Consider the following 18,000-nt stretch of genomic DNA (forward strand, 5'->3'; position numbering starts at 1 on the left):
TGGCGATAGATGAGGTCATCATTTGTCATGGCGGCTCCCTCCAATGGATTCACAGCACCCACAGGATGAGCCGCCACCTCTACGCCTGGGAAGCCCCCAGTTGTCTACACATCTCGAAAGCCGTGCACACTAGGCGACCGCCTTGGGGCTCCCGCGCTCCACATGATCCGTCCATCGATTCCCCAAGACCTTGGCCACCCCGTTCGTCGGAGCCAGCAGCAAGAGGCTGAAACCCGCGACAGGAATGTTGACAAGCGCTATCACCATGGCGAAGGCGAACACAGCCGTGCCGAGGGCGTTCCTGCACATGCTTATCCGCCACTCCGGCAAGTGGCTCTCCCGCATCAGCCCTGCCCGCCGCAGGTAGGCGGTGAGGGCGGCATACACGATCCCGATCAGAGCCAGGTTCGAGCAGTAGAGCTCGAAAGCGGGGAGCAGGTTGCTGTAGCGCGCCTCCAGCGCCGCCGGGAACGGCACCAGGCAGATCAGAAAAAGCGCCATCAAATTCAAGGCCTGGAGGCGCTGATCCACCCGCAGCACCCAGCGGAAGATCCTGTGGTGCACCATCCAGTAGAGGCCTACCAACGCGAAGCTGATGGCAAAGCCAAATACATTGGGCAGCACCTTCCAGAGCGCTGCGGTGAGTTCTCTCTCGCCCTGGAGGCTGGTCAGCTGGGGGACCGGGATGCTCAGTACCAGCAGCGTCATGGCGATGGCGAACACTCCGTCACTGAGCGCCAGCAGCCGGCCCAGCCCATAGGCGTCCGGATCTCGGTCTGCCGAGTGGCGCCCTTCGTCCTCCGCCATGCGCCACATCCTGACCGATCCGGGTCGTCAGGTGCCGACCCGCCTCAGACCAGCGTCGGCACCGAGCTCCGCCGGCGGCAGCCGCAACACTGAGGCTCGACTCCCGGCCCCGCAATCACGTCCGAGCCGGCCAATGGCTGCTACTGTCGATTTCCGTCTTCCGCGTTCGACTATATGACTGCATGTGTCAGATTCGCGGCTCGGTCCGCGACAGGAGGTTGGTTGCATGAGGTACATCTGCTTGCTCTACGTCTCGGAAGCGGACCTGCCGGCGCCGGGAACGCCCGAATTCGGTCCGCTCCGCGACGCCAATTCGGCTGCCTCTGCCGAGATGGCGAAGGCAGGCGTCCTGGTGGATGGAGCGCCACTCCAACCATCGAGGGCGGCGACGACGATCAAGATCCGTGGTGGTGAGACGCTTCTAACCGACGGCCCCTACGCAGAACTGAAGGAGCAGCTCAACGGGTACTACCTGCTCGAGTGCGCCGACCTCGATGAGGCGGTGCGCTGGGCGCAGACGATCCCGGCTGCCAGGACCGGTTCGGTCGAGGTGCGTCCTGTGGTCAGGGTTGAGGGGCGCCCTTGACCGATGACCTGACCGCTGTGGTCCGCCAGCACTGGTGGACCACCGTCGCCTCCGTCACGCGTCTGATCGGAGACCTGGAGGCGGCCGAGGATGCAGCCCAAGACGCCTGCGTCGCGGCCCTTCGGCAGTGGCGGCAGGCACGGGTGCCGGAGCACCCTGAGCGGTGGCTTGTGAGCGTGGCCAGGAAGAAGGCACTCGACGCGCAGCGGCGCGAGGCCAAACGAGCTGAGAAGGAGGCGGCGGCCGTGCGGGACGAGACTCGCTCTTCGATCGAAAGCCAGGCGCCCGCGATGGTCGATGACCAGCTGGCGCTGATCTTCATGTGCTGCCATCCGACTCTCGAGCCAGCCTCCCAGATCGCGCTGACGCTGAGAGCTGTTTGCGGCCTGACCACATCCGAAATCGCCCGCGCTTTCTTGACGCCTGAGGCCACAGTGGCGCAGCGCTTGGTAAGGGCCAAGCGGAAGATCCGAGAGGCGGTCATCCCCTTCCGGACGCCTGACGGCGATGGCCTGGCAGTCAGGCTCGCAGCAGTTCTGCGGATCGTCTATCTCGTCTTCACCGAGGGGCACCGGTCGAACGCGAGCCAGGCGGGGACGCGCCCTGAGCTGTGCCGGGAAGCCATCCACCTGGCGAGCTCGCTCGCCACCATGATGCCCGGTGAGCCTGAAGTCAGGGGCCTCTTGGCCCTCTTGCTGTTGGTGGATGCGCGGCGGCCAGGACGGTTCGATGCCGAGGGCCAGCTGGTTCTCCTCGACGAGCAGGATCGGTCTCTCTGGGACGCCGCCAAGATCGCCGAGGGCGAGGCTCATCTCGCCTCAGCGTTGAGCCTCGGTCGCCCGGGGCCTTACCAGATCCAGGCGGCCATCGCGGCCCTCCACTCCACCGCCAGCACCGCCGCGGCGACTGACTGGGCGGAGGTGGCGGCGCTCTACGCAGAGCTCGTGCGCTGGGAGCCGACAGCCGTGGTCGAAGCCAACCGCGCGGTCGCAGTGGCGATGGCGCACGGGCCCACCGCCGGACTCACGATCCTGGATCGGCTCACCGACGACCCCCGGCTGGAGGCGTGGCCGCCATTCCACATCGCGAGGGCCGATCTCTTCTCTCGGCTCGGCCTGATCGAGCGCGCCGCCGAAGCCTATGAGAAGGCCCTCTCCTTGTCGCCGCCGGTCCCAGAGCGAACGTTCATCAACCGCCGGCTCGGCGAGCTGGCCCGACGAGGGCTGGGGCCCGGTGCGGAAAAGCGCTGATGCGAACCTGCAGCTGAGCCTCCCGTGCTGAAGCTAAATTGCAGAGATGCCTCAGCCACCCGCCAGCGCTGTCCGGCAGCTGAACTTCGGCTACGGCGCCAACCTGGATGCCAGTGTCTACGGTCGCTGTCGTGACGCCCTCGACCTGGGCAACGCGATCCTGCCCGATCACCGCTGGCTCGCCACGGCCGCCGGGGTCGCTACTGTCGTGCCGCAGCCGGGCAGTCTCGTCCACGGCGTGCTGTTGTCACTCAGCGCTCGCGACCAGGACAGTCTTGACAGGTTTGAAGCCGTCGACCGGGGCTTCTACCGGCGTGAGCAGCACGACGTCGTCACAGCCGCCGGCGCGCGGGTTCTAGCCTGGGTCTACTTCGCCAACCAGCCTGAGCCCGGGCGGCCCATCCCGCCCTACCTGACGGCAGTCGTCGACGCCGCCCGCCAGCGTGGTTTTCCCGCTGATTACATAGCGGAGCTCGAGGCTTGGGGCCGCCTCAACACGGGCGCCGTGGCCGGCCCGCGTCCCCACTGGGAGGAGATCTTCGGCGCGCCTCCCTAACCGAGCGCAGTTGAACTAGCTGCCGGCCAGCCGCTCCACGACCGGCGCCATCGCTTCGCGGTACGGCTCATGCACCGAGAGGTACGAGACACCGAAGCGCTCGCGCAGCGCCTGGAGCTGCTCCACCATTTGCTCCAGCGTTCCGATCAGCAGGTGAGGCGAGGCGAGGATCTGGTCCGCGGGCAGCTCGAACTGGGGCACCAGCTCATCGGCCTTCGCCCGCCGAGCGTCGGTGATCCAGACGCCCTGCAGCAGCAGGTTGAGCTCCAGCTCGCTCATCCGCTCACCGGCTGCCTGGCCCACCCAGCCCACCTGCTCGGCGAGGGCGGCCTCGGAGAGGCTGCTCATATCCGCTCTGCCCTCGACGAATCGAGGCGCGATCGCGACGATGTCGGCCTCACGGGCGGCGATCGACAGCAGCCGGCGACCGCCGCCACCGACTGCCAGCGGCGGATGTGGCCGCTGCTGGGGCTTGGGCCAGCCCTCCTGCTCGCGGGTCGTGTAGTGCCGTCCGCTGAAGTTGACGGGTCCCTCCGACCACAGCCCCTTCAGAAGCTGGATCGCCTCCTCCAGGCGGCCGACTCGCACCCCTGGTCGATCGAAGGGCAATCCAGCCGCCTCATACTCGGGCCGGTGCCACCCGGCGCCCAGGCCCACCTCCAGCCGTCCTTCGCTGAGCAGGTCCAGCGTGGCGATCTCCTTCGCCAGTAGGACCGGGTGACGAAAGTCGTTGTCGAGGACCAGAGTCGCCACCCGTAGACGCTCGGTGGCCCACGCCGCGGCGAGGAGTGCCGGCCCCGGCGCCAGCTGGGTTCCCAAATGGTCGGGAATGTGGAGGACCGAATAGCCGAGTTCCTCGGTGCGCCGCGCCTTCTCTTCCCACTCGCCCCGGCTGGTGGCGCTGGAGGCGCCGGCGCCGAAGCGGAAGCGGCGCGCCAAGTTCATCAATCCATGTTATCGTACAGCGACGGTATAGCTTTTACTACCAGCCGAAATGCCAAGTTTAATGCGCTCGTCTGCGCCTACCCAGGAGCCGCCATGACCGAAGCCACCCCCAGCGACACAACCAACGAGCGTTTCCGCCGCGGCGCCGCCAAGCTGATGGAGATCGACGGCGAGCATGGCCCGTCAGTGATCGACGCCCTCGCCGACACTGCCCCCGACCTGGGCCGCTACGTCGTGGAGTTCGCCTTTGGCGACATCTATTCTCGCGACGACCTGGACGATCGCCAGCGCCAGCTGGTCACGATCGGGGCGCTCACCGCCCTCGGCGGGGCTGAGCCGCAGCTGGTGGTCCACATCAACGCGGCCCTCAATGTGGGACTAACTCCCCAGGAGATAGTCGGCGCGATCACCCACACGGCGCCGTTTACCGGCTTTCCGCGGACCTTGAACGCGATCCTGACGGCCCGAACGGTTTTCGAGGACCGTGGCGTTCTACCTCTGCTGCGGCTGCCCCAGCAGCAGGTGACTGCCGACGGCAAGGCGGAAGCGGCGCCTCTGGAGTGAGCCGCGGTTGGCTTCGGAACCCCCGCTGACCGGCATGCCGGATCAGCGGTTTGACGCTGACCCCGTCCGGCGGTTACGTTAGTGAAACTCCGAAAGCCGTCAGGTTGACGATGTAGGTCCGCATGAACTCGGGGAGGATCAAACGGAATGATCGAACGAACGGCAACGACAAGAGTGGAGCCGGCCCCGCCGGTCCTACGGCCGTGAGCTCGTACGCAGGCTCCCCCACCGGTACCGGCGCGGCACCTGTTCGCAGCCTCGTTCCAGCTCGAATGGATAGGCTGCCCTGGACCAGCTTCCACTGGCGCGTAATCACCGGTCTCGGCGTGTCCTGGATCCTGGACGGCCTGGAGATCCAGATTGTCTCCACTGTGGGGTCAGTCCTCACCGACAAGGGAACGCTGCACCTGACCGCAGGGGACGTCGGCCTGCTCGGCTCGGTCTACCTTCTTGGCGAGGTCATCGGTGCGCTCGTCTTCGGCCGGATCACAGACAACATCGGTCGCAAGAAGATGTTCATCACCTGCCTGCTGATCTACTTGGTCGCCAGCGGCCTCGGCGGGTTCTCGTTCAACCTTTGGTCGCTGCTGCTGTGCCGCTTTGTGGCAGGGACGGGCATCGGCGGCGAGTACACAGCCATCAACTCGGCCATCGATGAGCTGATCCCCTCCCACTACCGGGGCCGGGTCGACATCGCAGTCAACGGCACCTACTGGGCGGGCGCGATGATCGGGGCGGCCGCTTCCATCTTCCTCCTCAACACCGCGATCTTCAACATCAATGTCGGCTGGCGCATCGGCTTCCTCATCGGTCCGTTCCTGGGCCTCATCGTGATCTACCTCCGGCGCGCGCTCCCGGAGAGCCCACGCTGGCTCATGACCCACGGGCGCGAGCAGGAGGCCGAGGAAACTGTGGACGGCATCGAAGCTTGGGTGGAGCGAGACGGCGTTCACCTGGAGCCGGTGCCGGACAGCAAGGCTCTGGAGGTCAGCGCGCGCGGCTCCATCTCGTACATCGAGATCGCCAAGACGATGCTGCGCGATTACCCGGGGCGTTCGTTCCTGGGCTTTTCGATGATGGTGACTCAGGCGTTCTTGTACAACGCCATCTTCTTCACGCTGGGTCTGGTACTGGGCAAGGTCTACAACGTCCCCGCGGACCAGATCGGCTTCTACATCTTCCCCTTCGCGCTCGGCAATCTGCTGGGACCGCTGATTCTGGGGCCCCTCTTCGACACCGTAGGACGCCGCAAGATGATCCTTGGGACCTACGGCGGCTCCGGCGTGCTGTTGGCCATAGATGCCCTGTTCTTTCACGCCGGCCTTCTCAACCCGATCACCCAGACGATCTTCTGGTGCCTGATCTTCTTCTTCGCTTCGGCCGGTGCCTCCTCCGCCTACCTGACGGTGAGCGAGATCTTCCCGCTGGAGCTGCGCGCGCAGGCGATCTCCTTCTTCTTCGCCATCTCCCAGGGCGCCGGCGGCGTGGCGGCTCCCTTCATCTTCGGCGCGCTCGTCGGCCTGGCGACTGCCAACGGCGGACTGAACCGGCTGCCCCTGACCATCGGCTACCTCTTCGGCGCTGCTGTCATGATCGCGGGCGGCTTGATCGCCTGGTTCTTCGGGGTCAACGCCGAACGCCAATCCCTGGAGGACATCGCCTCCCCGCTCTCAGCGGTCAACCGCCCGACTCCAGGCACGGCCGCCGTTTAGTCAATCGGCGTTGGGCGGCCGGCCTCTGCCGGCCGCCCAAGCTCTAGCCGAAGCGAGTACGAAGCAGCCCCAGTTCACAGCGCGAGCAGCCCTTGGCGACCGTGTCGGTCAGTCCAGCCGCTCTTCCAGCCGGCCAACCAGAGCCTCGATGGAGACGCGTTCCTGCTCCATCGAGTCGCGCTCGCGGATGGTGACAGCGTGGTCCTCCAAGCTCTCGAAGTCCACCGTCACGCAGTAGGGCGTACCGATCTCGTCCTGCCGCCTGTAGCGCCTGCCGATGTTGCCGCCTGTCTGGTCGTACTCCACGCGGAAGCGCCGGCGCAGAAGTGACTGCACGTCACGAGCGCAGCCAATCAGCGACTCCTTCTTGGAGAGCGGCAGCACAGCCACCTGCACCGGCGCCAAGTTCGGGTGCAGCCCCAGGACCACGCGCGTCTCCCCCCTCACCGACTCCTCCCGGTAGGCGTCGACCAGCGCCGTGATCATGATGCGGTCCACCCCAGCCGCGGGTTCGATGACATAGGGCAGAAATCGCTCACCGGATTCGGCGTCCAGGTAGCTCAGGTCCTGGCCCGACTGCTTCTGATGCGCGCCGAGATCGAAGTCCGTCCGGTTCGCCACACCCTCCAGCTCGCCCCAGCCGAAGGGGAAGTCGTACTCGATGTCGCTGGTCGCCTTGGAATAGTGGCTGAGCTCCTCCTTTTCGTGCGGTCGCAGCCGCAGTCGCTCAGGCGCGATGCCCAACACTTCCACGTACCAGCGCTGCCGCTCCGCCAGCCAGTGCCGATGCCACTCCTCATCGGTGCCCGGTCGGCAGAAGAACTCCATCTCCATCTGCTCGAACTCGCGCAGGCGGAAGATGAAGTTGCCCGGGGAGATCTCGTTGCGGAAGGCCCGGCCCTGCTGGGCGATGCCGAAAGGCACCTTGACCCGCATCGAGTTGACCACGTTCTTGAAGTCCACGAACATGCCCTGCGCCGTCTCCGGCCGCAGATAGACGACGTTCGCGTCCTCCTCGACTGGACCTATGAAGGTCTTGAACATCAGGTTGAACTGACGCGCCGGCGAGAGCCGTCCGCCGCACTCGGGGCAGCGCGTCCTGTCGTCCAGGTGGTCCTCGCGCCAGCGCTTCTTGCACTCACCCAAGCAGTCGGCCATCGGATCTGTGAAGTTGGCGAGATGGCCCGACGCGCGCCACACCTCTGGGTTCATGAGGATCGAAGCCTCCAGCCCCACCACATCGTCCCGCAGCTCCACCACATGCCGCCACCAGAGGTTGCGGATGTTGCGGCGCATCGCCACGCCGTAGGGTCCGTAGTCGTAGACGGCGTTCAGGCCGCCGTAGATCTCGCTGGACTGATAGACGAAGCCGCGGCGCTTGCAGAGAGCTACCACGCGCTCCATCAGCTGCTCCCGCGGGATCTCGATCTGGCTCAGCGCCTGGCTTTCCATCACGGTCTGAGTGACTCTACCGAGACCGGGTAGGGGCTCTTCAGGCGGGGAGCCGCATCTGGCGCAGGAACCGCAGCGACCGCAGCTGGCGGTCCAGATGGTGCTCCAGCTGGGCTGAGAGCACCCGATCCACCTCCGTGAGCAACCTCTCTTCGAGCTTGAGCCGCCGGTACAACGCGACATCGCCCGCCGCTAGAAGCCGCAGCACCTTGAGCGCCGGCACCGAGGTGAGCGGCAGCCCTGAGGTCCGGCAGCTGTCGCAGAGAAAGGCGCCCGCCTCGGGCGCGAAAGCGGCGGCCGCCTCGGGCAGGGACCGGCCACAGGAGCCGCAGACGTCCAGCCGCGGAGAGTAGCCGAGCAGGTCCAGGGCGACGGTCAGGAACCACGCGGTCGCGCGGCGCGGGTCCTCCTCCTCAGCGATCTCGGCCAGAGCTGCCGCCGTCAAGTTGAACACACCCTCCAAAGGATGACGGTCCTCCGAGACTCGATCGGCCAGCTCGGCGACCAGGGCGGCGTGGGCTGTCCGCTCCACCTCCGCCGGAATGCGCCTCAAATCCAATCGAACCACCTGGGTGATGATGTCGAGGCTGCGGCCTCGGGCGAGCTGGACGTCGATCCGGCCGAAGAGCTCTAGCGAGCCGGCCAGTCGCGACGTCGGCTGGCGCACGCCTTTAGCGATGGCGCCGACCTTGCCGTGCTCCTTGGTCAGCAGCGTGTAGATCCGATCCTGCTCCTTGAAATCGAGCTTGCGGAGCACTATCGCCTCATCGCGGTAGGTGCTCACGCCGGCCTCGCAGTCAGACGCGACGCTGGCTGGGGAGATCGGGGGCGGAGGGAATCTCCTCGCCGGCGCCCGTCCGCGGCGGCGGGTCGAAGCCTGCTTCGACCAGAACCTCATCCGGCCAGGGACGATCCGCGTGGAGGCGCAGCCGTTCGATCCGGTCCCCTTTGATCTGCTCCACCCGCCACTGGATGCCCGGCACCGCCTCGAAGGTCATACCCGGCTCAGGGACGTCGCCAACGGTGGCGTAGACATAACCGCCCACCGAGTCGTAGTCCCGGGATTCCTCGACTCCGAGCTCCAAGCGCTCGTTCAGGTCGGCCATGGAGTAGCGGGCGTCCACCAGCGCCTCGCAGAGGCCGGTGATCACCATCTGCTCCTCTTCCAGGGGGTCGAACTCGTCACGGATCTCGCCCACTATCTCTTCCAGCACGTCCTCCAGCGTCACTATCCCGTCAGTGCCACCGTATTCGTCCAGGACCACCATCATGTGCACCTTCTCGACCTGCATCTGGTAGAGCAGCTCGTCCACCTTCTTGGCCCCCGGCACCTTGCGAATGGGGCGCATGATGCCCTCCAGCCCACCCGGCTGGCCGCCCTTGGCCAGGTAGAGCAGCAGGTCCTTCACATGCAGCAGGCCGACGATGTGGTCAAGATCCTCGTCGTAGACCGGCAGCCTGGTGTGGCCCTTCTCTTCGAAGACCTTCAAGATCTCAGGCATCTCGGCAGTCTTGGGGATGGCACTGACGTCGGTGCGCGGAATCATCACCTCCCGCACGCTCATGTCGCCGATCTCGATGATCGAGTTGATCATCTCCTCCTCCTTCTCCTCGATCACGCCCTGCTCCTCCGAGACGCGGAGAAGAGTGCGCAGCTCCTGCTCGGTCAGATAGGCCGCGTGAGCGGCGCGGCCGCCGGTGACCGCCCGGCTGACGAGCGTGATGAACCAGAGGAACGGACGCAGGAACCTGGCCAACGCCTCAACCGGCGCGGCGGCGAACAGCGCCAGCCTCTCAGCGTTCCGGATGGCTAGCGTCTTCGGCGTGACCTCGGCAAAGATGAGCAGGAACAGCGAGAGCACGAGAGAGACCGCCAGGTCGCCCGCGACACCCCAGCTGTGCGGGAGGTAGGTAAGGCCCAGCAGCGTGGTCGCCGAGGAGGCCATGATCAGCGCCACCGTGTTGACGATCAGCACAGTGGAGAGGAAGCGGTTCGGTTGCTCGTGAAGGCGCTGCAGCGTCCGGGCGGAGTGGCTGCCTTCTTCGGCCAGGTGCCGCACCCGCAGGCGCCCGACCGAGGTGAGCGCGGTCTCGGTCGCGGAGGCGAGCGCGGCCAGCAGCACGCAAACGATGAGAAGCGTGAGTTCAATGGAGCTGGTGGCGGACATCTGGGGTTTCCGCTTCCTAGCGGAAGAGTTCGCTCACGCTGCGATTCTCGTGCACGCGCAGGATGGCCTCCGCCAGCAGCGGCGCCACGCTCAGCACTGTGAGCGGCGCTCCCCGCTTCTCCTCAGGGACTGGGATGGAGTCGGTGACTATCACCTCGTCGATGTCCGCCTCGCGCAGGCGGGCGCTCGCGCCGCGGGTCAACACGGCATGGCTGCAGGCGACCAGGACCCGGCGTGCGCCATGAGCGCGCAGTGCCCGGGCGACCTCCACCACAGTGCCGCCAGTGGAGATGATGTCCTCCACCACCACGCAGTCACGCCCCTCCACCTCGCCGGCCATTTCCATGATCTCGGCCGCTTCCTCGCGCGGCCGGCGTTTGTAGACGAAGACGATGGGCGCCTGGAGCAGTTTGGCCATCGACTCGGCGCGCTTGGCACCGCCCGCATCAGGCGCAACCACGGCGCAGCGGTCAAGGCCCAGGCTCCGGATGTGGCCAGCGAGGATCTTGTTGGCTGTGAGGTGGTCCGTCGGGACGTCGAAAAAGCCCTCGATGGCATCCGCGTGCAGGTCTAAGAGCAGCACTCGGTCGGCGCCGGCCAGAGTCACGAAGTTGGCCATCAGCTTGGCGCTGATCGGCTCGCGCGGCTGCGACTTGCGCTCCTTGCGGGCATAGCCGTAGTAGGGGATCACGGCTGTGATGCGCCCGGCGGAGGCGCGGCGGAGAGCGTCCAGCAGGATGAACAGCTCCATCAGGTTCTCGTTCACCGGATGGCAGGTGGGCTGGATCACGAAGCAGTCATGGCCGCGCATCGAGTCCTGGATCTTGACGTCGATCTCCCCGTCGGAGAAGCGGTTGACGCGGGGATCGGTCAGCTTCACCCCGATCGCCTCCGAGATCAGCCGGTTGAGATCGGGGTTGGCGGTTCCTCCGATCAGCTTCAGCTCGCCCCAGGGCGACGTGTCCTCCGAAGCGAACTCCACCGCCGTCTGCAGCCTGCCGATCATGCTCTCTCCTTGTCCGGGATGGCGCGAGCCGGGACGCCGACGACCGTGACTCCCGCAGGCACGTCTTTGGTGACGACTGCTCCGGCGCCGGTGCGGGCACCGCGGCCCAATCTGCGCGGTGCCACCAGCATGGTATCCACGCCGATGAAGCAGTCATCCTCGATGACAGTCGCTTTCTTCTGGCGGCCGTCATAGTTGGCGGTGATGCTGCCGGCGCCAATGTTCACCCCTTCACCCACCGTGGCATCGCCCAAATAGGACACGTGGGGGACAGCTGACCGGCTGCCGATCTCTGAGCGCACCAGCTCGGCGAAGCTGCCGACGTGCACACTTTCCTTCAGCTCGGTGCCCGCACGGAGCTTGCTGAACGGACCGCAATCGGAGCCGCTGCCCAGTGTGGCGCCGCTGAGCCAGGAGCTGTCGATCCGGATCCCGTCGCTGATCTGGCAGTCGTTGATTTGGGCGAAGGGGCCGATCCGGCACTCCCTCCCGATCCGGGTGCTGCCGGTAACCATTGTGTAGGGCTCCAGCACCGTGTCCTGGCCGATGCTGACCCCGGCGGCCACGTAGGTGCTGGCGGGATCGCGCACTGTCACGCCTTCCAACATGAGGCTCTCCAGCAGCCGCCGACGCATGGCGGTCTCGGCCCGAGCCAGCTGGACCCGGTCGTTGATGCCGATGGTCTCCTCAGCGTCAGGCAGCTTCACCACCTGCGTCCCGCTCAAGTGCTGGAAGACGTCGACCAGGTAGAGCTCGCCGGCCTGGTTGTCAGGCCGGAGTTGGGCCAGCGCTGCACTCAGCTGCCGGGCAGCGAAACAGTAGAGGCCCACATTGATCTCGTTGACGCTGCGGCTCTGCTCGGTCAGGTCGCGGTACTCGATGATCGCCGCCAGACCGCCTTCGGCGTTCCGCAAAACCCTGCCGTCATTGCGGCTGGCATCTTCGACGCTGGCCAGGCTGGCCGGCAGGCTGGCGGCGCGGTGAGCCGCCAGGAAGTGACGAATGGTCTCCGCCCGCAATAGCGGACCGTCGCCGTTTAGCACCAGCACATCGCCTTGGCCGAGCCACTCGGCGGGAACCTGGGCCAGCGCGTGACCTGTGCCGAGCGGCTCGGGTTGGGCCACCAGCCGCGCCTTCCCGGCCAGGTGTTCCACCACGCCGGGCTCGCCTGGCTGGTGGACCACGAAGAGCCGATCTGACTCGATGCCGACCTCGCGGCAGGCGCCGATCACCCAATCGATCATTGAGCGGCCGCAGATCTCGTGCAGGACCTTTGGCGTCCGGGAGCGCATGCGTGCACCCCGGCCGCCAGCTAGGATGACGGCTGAGAGTGGTAAGTCACTCAAGAGAGATGTCGAGCCGGATTATACGGTCGGCCCCCCGCCTGCTCCTCAGCCTAGCGCTAGCTGGCGCCTTGGCCACTGGCTTTGGCGCGCTGGCCGCCTGCGGCGGCGGTTCTTCGGGCGGCGCAGCCAGCCCGGCCTCCCCCACCTCGGCCAAGTCGAGCGCCACACCGACGCCGGCGGGCAACACTGTCTGGGTGGTGGCGACGGTGCCGGTCAAGCTGCACGGCGCGCCGGATCGCAACTCGGCCCAAGCTGCCCTTCTGGAATGGGGCTCGCAGCTGACGGTGAGCGAGAGCCAGAAGCCCGGCGCAGAGACATGGCTCCACGTCAAGACGGACGGTGGTAGTGAGGGCTGGGTGCTGGACGACCCCGAGATAGTGAGCCACCGCGCGGTGGCGAAGAAGATCAGCGACACGTATCGATTGCTCTATCCCAGCGAGTGGACGGTGGTGGGTGGCAACCCGCTCACCTTCAGCTCGGCGCACGGCGCTGCAGAGGCGGCGAAGCTCGTGGTCCAGACGGCTGACGAGGTGGGGAAGCTGCCGGTGCTGCCTCTCACGCCCGGCGCCGCCTCCGGAGACGACTCCATCCAGGTCGGCGATAAGACCTACACCATGCACTTCTGGAAGTCCGCCGACGGCGGTGCTGAGGCCGCTGTCAGCTTCAAGGAGGGAGGCACCGCGTACCTCTTCGACCTGAAGCAGAAGGGCCGCGCCACTCCCGACCGAGCGCTATTCAAGAGCGTGCTGCAAACGGTGATTCTGAATCCAGCGACCGCACCCGTCCCGAGTCCTACGCCGTAGTAGGCACCGGCAAGTGGCCCAGAAGCTTGCAGCGCTGTACGAAATCCACGGCAATCTGCCTGCTCTGCAGGCGGGGTGCTGGCTGAGCTAGACCAAGTGCACCCCGACGTGACCGGCATCCTGCCCCCGGGATCAGTGCCCGACGGTTTCGACCGCGGCCGCCGCTCGATCCGCCTCTTGCGCCAGGCGCTCGGCATGGTCCGCGGCTTGGGTGGCGCGCCGGAGCGCGTCGGCAGCGACGGCGGCGGCTCCCTTCGCCTCTTGAGTCAGCCTCTCCGCGCGCTGTCCGAGCTCCCCCGCCTCAGCCTCGAGCTGACGGGCTAGACGCGCCTGCGCGTCCGCTGCGCTCTTGGCGGCGTGCGATCGAGCGAGCAGGTCCGAGTCTGGTCTCACCTGGCTCGGCTTCGGCGCCGGTTTTGCCTTGGGCCGCCCTGTCCCGGGCCTGGGCGCAGGAGGCTGAACGATGACGCCCGCGAAGCCTCCGAACCCCTCCGGCTCCTGCTCGGCGGTCAGCCGGCCGGCTGCCAGCGCCTCCCCCAGCTCGGGAGGACCGAGCGACACAGCCCTCAGCGTGGTCTGCAGGCGCCGGCGCACCGCGTCTGACACCTCCCGGTCGCGGCTGTCGAGGAAGCTGGCCGCGCCGTCGACCGCCCACTGCAGGGCGTCGGAGTGGTCTGCCAGAAGTCCGCGCAGGTCTTTGACCGCCCCGCCCTCGAGAACCGCGACCTGGGCCTCCCGCAGCCGGCGCCCACTCTCCAGCAGCGCGTCCAGGGCGGACGGCGCGAACTCCGCCAGATGGTCGGCTGCCCACAGGCTGACAGTCGGCCGGCGGGCGGCTGCGATCTGCCGCGCGTGCTCGACCCGACCGCCCTGGCGGAGCTGTCTGACAAGGGCTCCGCGCCTGCCCACGAAGTTGTCCGGATCGCCACCGTAGAGCTCGGCTAAGAGCTCCTCGACACTTTGGCTGTCCTCCATTCGAGCGCTCATCTCCCCAGTCTCCCTGGTTCATGACACTCCGCGTGAGCTCAGTGTTTGATTGGCGTGACGATGGGTTACGATATATCGCATAGTATTTCGCGCGTGGAGGCTGACAATGTTCAACAGATTTCCCGGTGGACCCGACGAGGGCCACACCGTCGGCTTCGAGCCTGGCTTTGGCGGTCCGGGAGGGCCAAGGGGTCGGCGTCGAGGGCTGGGTCAGTGGGGACCCTGGGGCTTCGAGGACGGCCGCCCGGGTCGGGGGTTCCGGGCACCCTGGGGGCCGTTCGGGCCGCGAGCCCGCCGTGGCGACGTCCGCGCCGCCATCCTCGCCCTGCTCGCGGAGCAGCCTATGCACGGCTACCAGGTGATCCAAGAGCTCGAGCGGCGCTCCGGCGGAGCCTGGCGGGTGAGCCCTGGCTCCGTTTACCCGACCCTGCAGCTGCTCGAGGACGAGGGGCTCGTGACCGGTCAGGACGTGGAGGGAAAGCGCGTCTTCTCCCTGACTGAGGTGGGTCGGGCGCACGTGGAATCCCAGAGGCAGGGCGCGTCCCCACCCTGGGAAGAGGTGGCCGGAGGCACGGATGAGCGCATCGGGGGGCTGCGGGACGCGGCTTTTCAGTTGGGTGCCGCGGCGATCCAGGCCGCACACGCAGGGTCGACCGACCAGGTGGACCGGACGATCACCATCCTGAACGAAGCCCGGCGGCAGGTCTACGCGATCCTGGCCGAAGGCAAGTAGCAATTCGTGCGGGGAACCTAGTTCCACCCATCCATTCGTCGGGTTCCAGCCGCACAGCGATCCGCTGCTGCTCGAGCCGTTTGGCCAGCGTCGTCTTGCCCAGATCCGGGCAGGCAACAGATCAAGAAAAGAGTGGGCACTGGCCGAAAACCTAGATCGCGCTGGGTCCGTAAGGGTGGCGCCATGAGCCCATCGATCGCCGCTTCCATCGCAGCAGTACCGTTTTCCAAATGAGCCGGTACGCCAACGCGACCGAGCCAGCGTCCTGATCTGTGGTTCGACGGCAAGCCGGACCTAGACAACCCGCCACACACCGGGTGGTCGGCGTGCCCGCGGTCGTGCGCAACAGGGCGCTCGCGACCGGCGCGAAGCGGTGGCTCGACGACCTGCCCGAGCTGGTTGGCAACCTCGAGAGGGAGTGGTCGATCGCTGTCGGCCGTCCATATGACGACTCGACCGAGGCGTTCGTCGCCGAGGCGACGCTCGATGACGGCACCCCAGCGGTGTTGAAGCTGCTCATCCGCCGTGGTGAACAGGTTGCCAGGAACGAGATCACCGCCCTGCGGCTCGCGAATGGCGAGGGCTGCGTGCGGCTGCTGCGGGAGGACGCCGAGCGGGCGCACTACTTCTGGAACGGCTCGGTCGTTCGCTGAACCAACTCGCGCTCCCGATCCGGAAGCGGCAGGAGATTCTCTGCTCGACCGCTGCGAGACTGTGGCGTCCGGCATCCGGTTGTGGTCTGCCGACCGGGGCCGAAAAGGGCAGATGGCTCGTCGATTTCATCACGATGACCTGGGAGGAGCTCGACCACCCCTGCTCGGAGCGGGCCGTCGATTACGCTCTCGCCTGCGCGGCCCAGCGCATCGATGCCCATGACGATGAGCGCGCCGTCCTAGTACATGGTGACGTGCACCAGTGGAACGCGCTCGAGAGCGACGACGGCTTCAAGCTTGTCGACCCGGACGGTCTGCTGGCGGAGGCCGAGTACGACCTGGGCATCATCATGCGCGAGGCCCCTCTTGAGCTACTCGACGGCGACCCCCACGAGCGGGCACGGGGGCTGGCCCTCCGCAGTGGCCTAGATGCCACTGCAATCTGGGAATGGGGTGTCGTCGAGCGGGTGTCCACGGGCCTCCTGGGCACGAAGGTCGGCCTTCAGCCAGCTGCCCGCCAGATGCTGGCCGCAGCCGATCTCGTGGCTGAGTAGGCTTCTCCCCTTACCGCGGTGGGCTTAGGGCGCTTAGGTCCAGCTGCATGAGGGTGGTGTCGATCCAGCGACCGAATTTGTAACCGACGCCGTGCAGGCGGCCTGCCTCCCTGAAACCGGCACGTCGGTGAAGCGACATGGAGGCGGGCTCCCCAGTGTCTGCGATCACGGCGACGACCTGGCGCGCGCCCGCAGTGGCGGCTTCGGCCAAGAGCCGCGCCAGGAGACGCCCGCCCAGTCCGCGCCCCATGTGCTGGGACGACAAGTAGATGCTGTCTTCGACCGTGTGACGGTAGGCCGGCTTGGGCCGCCAGGGCGCCACGTAAGCGAAACCGGCCAGCTGGCCGCCTTGTTGAGCAACCAAGAACGGCCACCCAGCCTCGCGGATGCTCTTCAATTTGGCTTGCCACTCAGGCGGGGACGGGGGCACCAGCTCGAACGTCGCAACACTGTGCCGGACGTAGTGAGCGAACAGATCGCTGATGGACTCGCAGTCAGCGTCCCGAGCGGTGCGGATCTCTAGCGCAGCTTGCACGCTATCCAATCTCTGGCATGGCCGCGGAGCCGATTCCGCAAAGACGTTGGGCGTAGCTCACGGCCCTCGCCAGCTGTCTTCGGCTGGGGAGATGAAGCGCCAGCCACCGCCCTCATCCCGGATCACCCGCCAGCCCTCCTCGTGCACCCGGCGGTGATGCCGGCGGCAGAGCAGCAGAAGGTTCTCCAGCTTCGTCTCTCCGCCATCCGCCCAGTGCAACACATGGTGGGCGTCGGTCCACTCCGGCGGCCGGTCACAGTCCGGGAAGCAGCAGCCACGATCCCGTCGCTGCAGCGCCCGCCGCACAGACGGCGGCACCACCCGGCTGGCATGATCTGCCTCTCCGATCGTCCTCTCGCCCTTACGCTCGAGGGTCAGCAGGGCATCGCAGCCGTAGCGGCGCACTGTCTCCCGCGGCCCCAGCACCTCACCGTTCAGCTCAGCCGGCGCTGAACCAGGCTCCTGGCGCAGAGTCCCGCACTCGCAGACCAGGTGCAGGTGCGGCTTCTGTCCCGCTCGCTCAGGCAGGGAACCGGCATCCAGCTGCCGCCGCGCCAGCTCCACCAGGGCGTCGGCTCTACGCTCACCCTTGGACCGGCTATCGCCCGCCAGCGGCGCGCCTTCGATCGCCTCCAGGGCTGTGCGCACCAGCTCCCCACCCTCGTCGTCCAGCTGGCCCTCCAGGAAGTACAGGCCCTGCCAGGACTGAGCCAGACCCAGATGCCGCTTCTCATGGAGGGCGTTTGCATCAGCCTGGGCACCTTCTGGATCCAGGCAGTGACGCAGGCGCTGGGTCAGATGCCGGAACTCCCAGGTGTCGAGCTCTCCTCCCCAGCGAACCAGGTCCGCCTCAGCCGGCTGCAGAGCTTCGGTCCCCACCTGACTGGCCAACCGGCCGACGAGGCCAACATGCTGGGCGCTGAGCCGGCCCTCTTGGAAAGCGGCGGCGGTCTGGGGCAGCTCTTCCAGCTGCCGGCCCAGGCGGATGCGATCAGCGCTGGCGCCGGAGCTGAACTGGCAGTTCCGGCGGAGCCAGCCCTGCAGGCTCTGATGCCCGCTCACCGCCCAGCCCTGCTGCTGGTCGAAGACGCGGAGCTCGGTGGTGAACTGCGCCTCCAAGCGGTTGATGCCCTGGCGCATCTGCTTCAGCCGCTCCGCCTGCACGACTCCTGGCAGGTGTCGCGTGTCCTCGCCCACCAGCGACGCGATCGACTGCGTCACCTCATCCAGAGGAGAGGCCCAGCTGTTCGCTGCCATCGAACCCATGTTCGTATTGTATCACGTCCGGAACCTGTCCAACAAACATGGTGTGTGAACATTTCCGGCCGCCGGCCTGGTGACCA

At 66.9% G+C, this 18,000-nt stretch carries 19 protein-coding genes; 9 read left to right on the plus strand and 10 right to left on the minus strand.

Annotated features, from left to right (window positions below):
* Positions 1 to 129: 129 nt before the first annotated feature.
* Positions 130 to 807 (minus strand): TMEM175 family protein, encoded by a 678-nt coding sequence (locus ACR2MZ_RS10290; RefSeq protein ID WP_434004959.1) that lies wholly within the window; start codon positions 805 to 807, stop codon positions 130 to 132.
* Positions 808 to 1,033: 226 nt separating this feature from the next.
* On the opposite strand from ACR2MZ_RS10290, the gene ACR2MZ_RS10295 reads away from it, so the two are divergent.
* Genes ACR2MZ_RS10295 through ACR2MZ_RS10305 form a run of 3 tightly spaced genes read left to right on the plus strand, consistent with a single transcriptional unit; the run spans position 1,034 to position 3,199 of the window.
* Positions 1,034 to 1,393 carry a YciI family protein gene (locus tag ACR2MZ_RS10295; protein ID WP_434004960.1) on the plus strand — a complete coding sequence of 120 codons (360 nt, stop codon included), beginning with the start codon at positions 1,034 to 1,036 and terminating at the stop codon, positions 1,391 to 1,393.
* A complete protein-coding gene (locus ACR2MZ_RS10300; protein ID WP_434004961.1) occupies positions 1,390 to 2,643 on the plus strand; it encodes an RNA polymerase sigma factor in 1,254 nt (417 codons plus the stop codon). The genes ACR2MZ_RS10295 and ACR2MZ_RS10300 overlap by 4 nt, the downstream gene beginning before the upstream one ends.
* 46 nt (positions 2,644 to 2,689) lie before the next feature.
* The gene (locus ACR2MZ_RS10305) at positions 2,690 to 3,199 is read left to right on the plus strand and encodes a gamma-glutamylcyclotransferase family protein (RefSeq protein WP_434004962.1); all 510 of its coding nucleotides are present in this window, start codon (positions 2,690 to 2,692) and stop codon (positions 3,197 to 3,199) included.
* 15 nt (positions 3,200 to 3,214) lie between these two features.
* Here ACR2MZ_RS10305 and ACR2MZ_RS10310 read toward each other — a convergent pair whose 3' ends face one another.
* Entirely contained in the window at positions 3,215 to 4,144 is a 930-nt protein-coding gene (locus tag ACR2MZ_RS10310; RefSeq protein ID WP_434004963.1) for a TIGR03621 family F420-dependent LLM class oxidoreductase, read from the minus strand.
* 93 nt (positions 4,145 to 4,237) lie between these two features.
* Between ACR2MZ_RS10310 and ACR2MZ_RS10315 the strand changes: the two genes are divergently transcribed.
* Both ACR2MZ_RS10315 and ACR2MZ_RS10320 read left to right on the plus strand, forming a co-directional pair.
* Positions 4,238 to 4,708, plus strand: a complete 471-nt coding sequence (locus ACR2MZ_RS10315) for a carboxymuconolactone decarboxylase family protein (protein WP_434004964.1) — start codon at positions 4,238 to 4,240, stop codon at positions 4,706 to 4,708.
* A gap of 272 nt (positions 4,709 to 4,980) precedes the next feature.
* On the plus strand, positions 4,981 to 6,420 hold the full coding sequence (locus ACR2MZ_RS10320) for an MFS transporter (protein WP_434004965.1): 1,440 nt from the start codon (positions 4,981 to 4,983) through the stop codon (positions 6,418 to 6,420).
* Positions 6,421 to 6,528: 108 nt separating this feature from the next.
* On the opposite strand, the gene ACR2MZ_RS10325 is transcribed toward ACR2MZ_RS10320, so the two are convergent.
* From ACR2MZ_RS10325 to glmU, 5 genes are read right to left on the minus strand one after another with little or no spacing between them, the layout of a single operon-like run.
* Positions 6,529 to 7,872 carry a glycine--tRNA ligase gene (locus tag ACR2MZ_RS10325; RefSeq protein WP_434005030.1) on the minus strand — a complete coding sequence of 448 codons (1,344 nt, stop codon included), beginning with the start codon at positions 7,870 to 7,872 and terminating at the stop codon, positions 6,529 to 6,531.
* Between the two features lie 40 nt (positions 7,873 to 7,912).
* Complete coding sequence (gene recO, locus ACR2MZ_RS10330; protein ID WP_434004966.1) at positions 7,913 to 8,656, minus strand: DNA repair protein RecO; 744 nt, start codon at positions 8,654 to 8,656, stop codon at positions 7,913 to 7,915.
* 13 nt (positions 8,657 to 8,669) lie between these two features.
* The gene (locus tag ACR2MZ_RS10335) at positions 8,670 to 10,040 is read right to left on the minus strand and encodes a hemolysin family protein (protein ID WP_434004967.1); all 1,371 of its coding nucleotides are present in this window, start codon (positions 10,038 to 10,040) and stop codon (positions 8,670 to 8,672) included.
* A 16-nt stretch (positions 10,041 to 10,056) separates the two neighbouring features.
* Entirely contained in the window at positions 10,057 to 11,046 is a 990-nt protein-coding gene (locus ACR2MZ_RS10340; RefSeq protein WP_434004968.1) for a ribose-phosphate diphosphokinase, read from the minus strand.
* Positions 11,043 to 12,392 (minus strand): bifunctional UDP-N-acetylglucosamine diphosphorylase/glucosamine-1-phosphate N-acetyltransferase GlmU, encoded by a 1,350-nt coding sequence (glmU, locus tag ACR2MZ_RS10345; protein WP_434004969.1) that lies wholly within the window; start codon positions 12,390 to 12,392, stop codon positions 11,043 to 11,045. The genes ACR2MZ_RS10340 and glmU overlap by 4 nt, the downstream gene beginning before the upstream one ends.
* Positions 12,393 to 12,460: 68 nt before the next feature.
* Between glmU and ACR2MZ_RS10350 the strand changes: the two genes are divergently transcribed.
* Entirely contained in the window at positions 12,461 to 13,195 is a 735-nt protein-coding gene (locus tag ACR2MZ_RS10350) for an SH3 domain-containing protein (protein ID WP_434004970.1), read from the plus strand.
* Between the two features lie 132 nt (positions 13,196 to 13,327).
* On the opposite strand, the gene ACR2MZ_RS10355 is transcribed toward ACR2MZ_RS10350, so the two are convergent.
* Complete coding sequence (locus ACR2MZ_RS10355; protein ID WP_434004971.1) at positions 13,328 to 14,182, minus strand: hypothetical protein; 855 nt, start codon at positions 14,180 to 14,182, stop codon at positions 13,328 to 13,330.
* Between the two features lie 106 nt (positions 14,183 to 14,288).
* On the opposite strand from ACR2MZ_RS10355, the gene ACR2MZ_RS10360 reads away from it, so the two are divergent.
* The 3 genes from ACR2MZ_RS10360 to ACR2MZ_RS10370 all read left to right on the plus strand — a co-directional run bounded on the left by ACR2MZ_RS10360 (position 14,289) and on the right by ACR2MZ_RS10370 (position 16,122).
* Positions 14,289 to 14,915, plus strand: coding sequence for a PadR family transcriptional regulator (locus ACR2MZ_RS10360; RefSeq protein ID WP_434004972.1), 627 nt, complete (start codon positions 14,289 to 14,291; stop codon positions 14,913 to 14,915).
* Between the two features lie 317 nt (positions 14,916 to 15,232).
* On the plus strand, positions 15,233 to 15,568 hold the full coding sequence (locus ACR2MZ_RS10365) for a hypothetical protein (protein ID WP_434004973.1): 336 nt from the start codon (positions 15,233 to 15,235) through the stop codon (positions 15,566 to 15,568).
* On the plus strand, positions 15,544 to 16,122 hold the full coding sequence (locus ACR2MZ_RS10370; protein ID WP_434005031.1) for an aminoglycoside phosphotransferase family protein: 579 nt from the start codon (positions 15,544 to 15,546) through the stop codon (positions 16,120 to 16,122). The genes ACR2MZ_RS10365 and ACR2MZ_RS10370 overlap by 25 nt, the downstream gene beginning before the upstream one ends.
* A 10-nt stretch (positions 16,123 to 16,132) precedes the next feature.
* Here the strand turns inward: ACR2MZ_RS10370 and ACR2MZ_RS10375 are convergent, their stop codons facing one another.
* Positions 16,133 to 16,657 carry a GNAT family N-acetyltransferase gene (locus ACR2MZ_RS10375; RefSeq protein WP_434004974.1) on the minus strand — a complete coding sequence of 175 codons (525 nt, stop codon included), beginning with the start codon at positions 16,655 to 16,657 and terminating at the stop codon, positions 16,133 to 16,135.
* A 57-nt stretch (positions 16,658 to 16,714) separates the two neighbouring features.
* Positions 16,715 to 17,914, minus strand: coding sequence for an HNH endonuclease signature motif containing protein (locus tag ACR2MZ_RS10380; protein ID WP_434004975.1), 1,200 nt, complete (start codon positions 17,912 to 17,914; stop codon positions 16,715 to 16,717).
* Between the last annotated feature and the right edge of the window lie 86 nt (positions 17,915 to 18,000).

Origin of the sequence: Candidatus Dormiibacter sp., assembly GCF_050999135.1 — a bacterium.
GTDB classification, from domain to species: domain Bacteria; phylum Chloroflexota; class Dormibacteria; order Dormibacterales; family Dormibacteraceae; genus Dormiibacter; species Dormiibacter spiritus.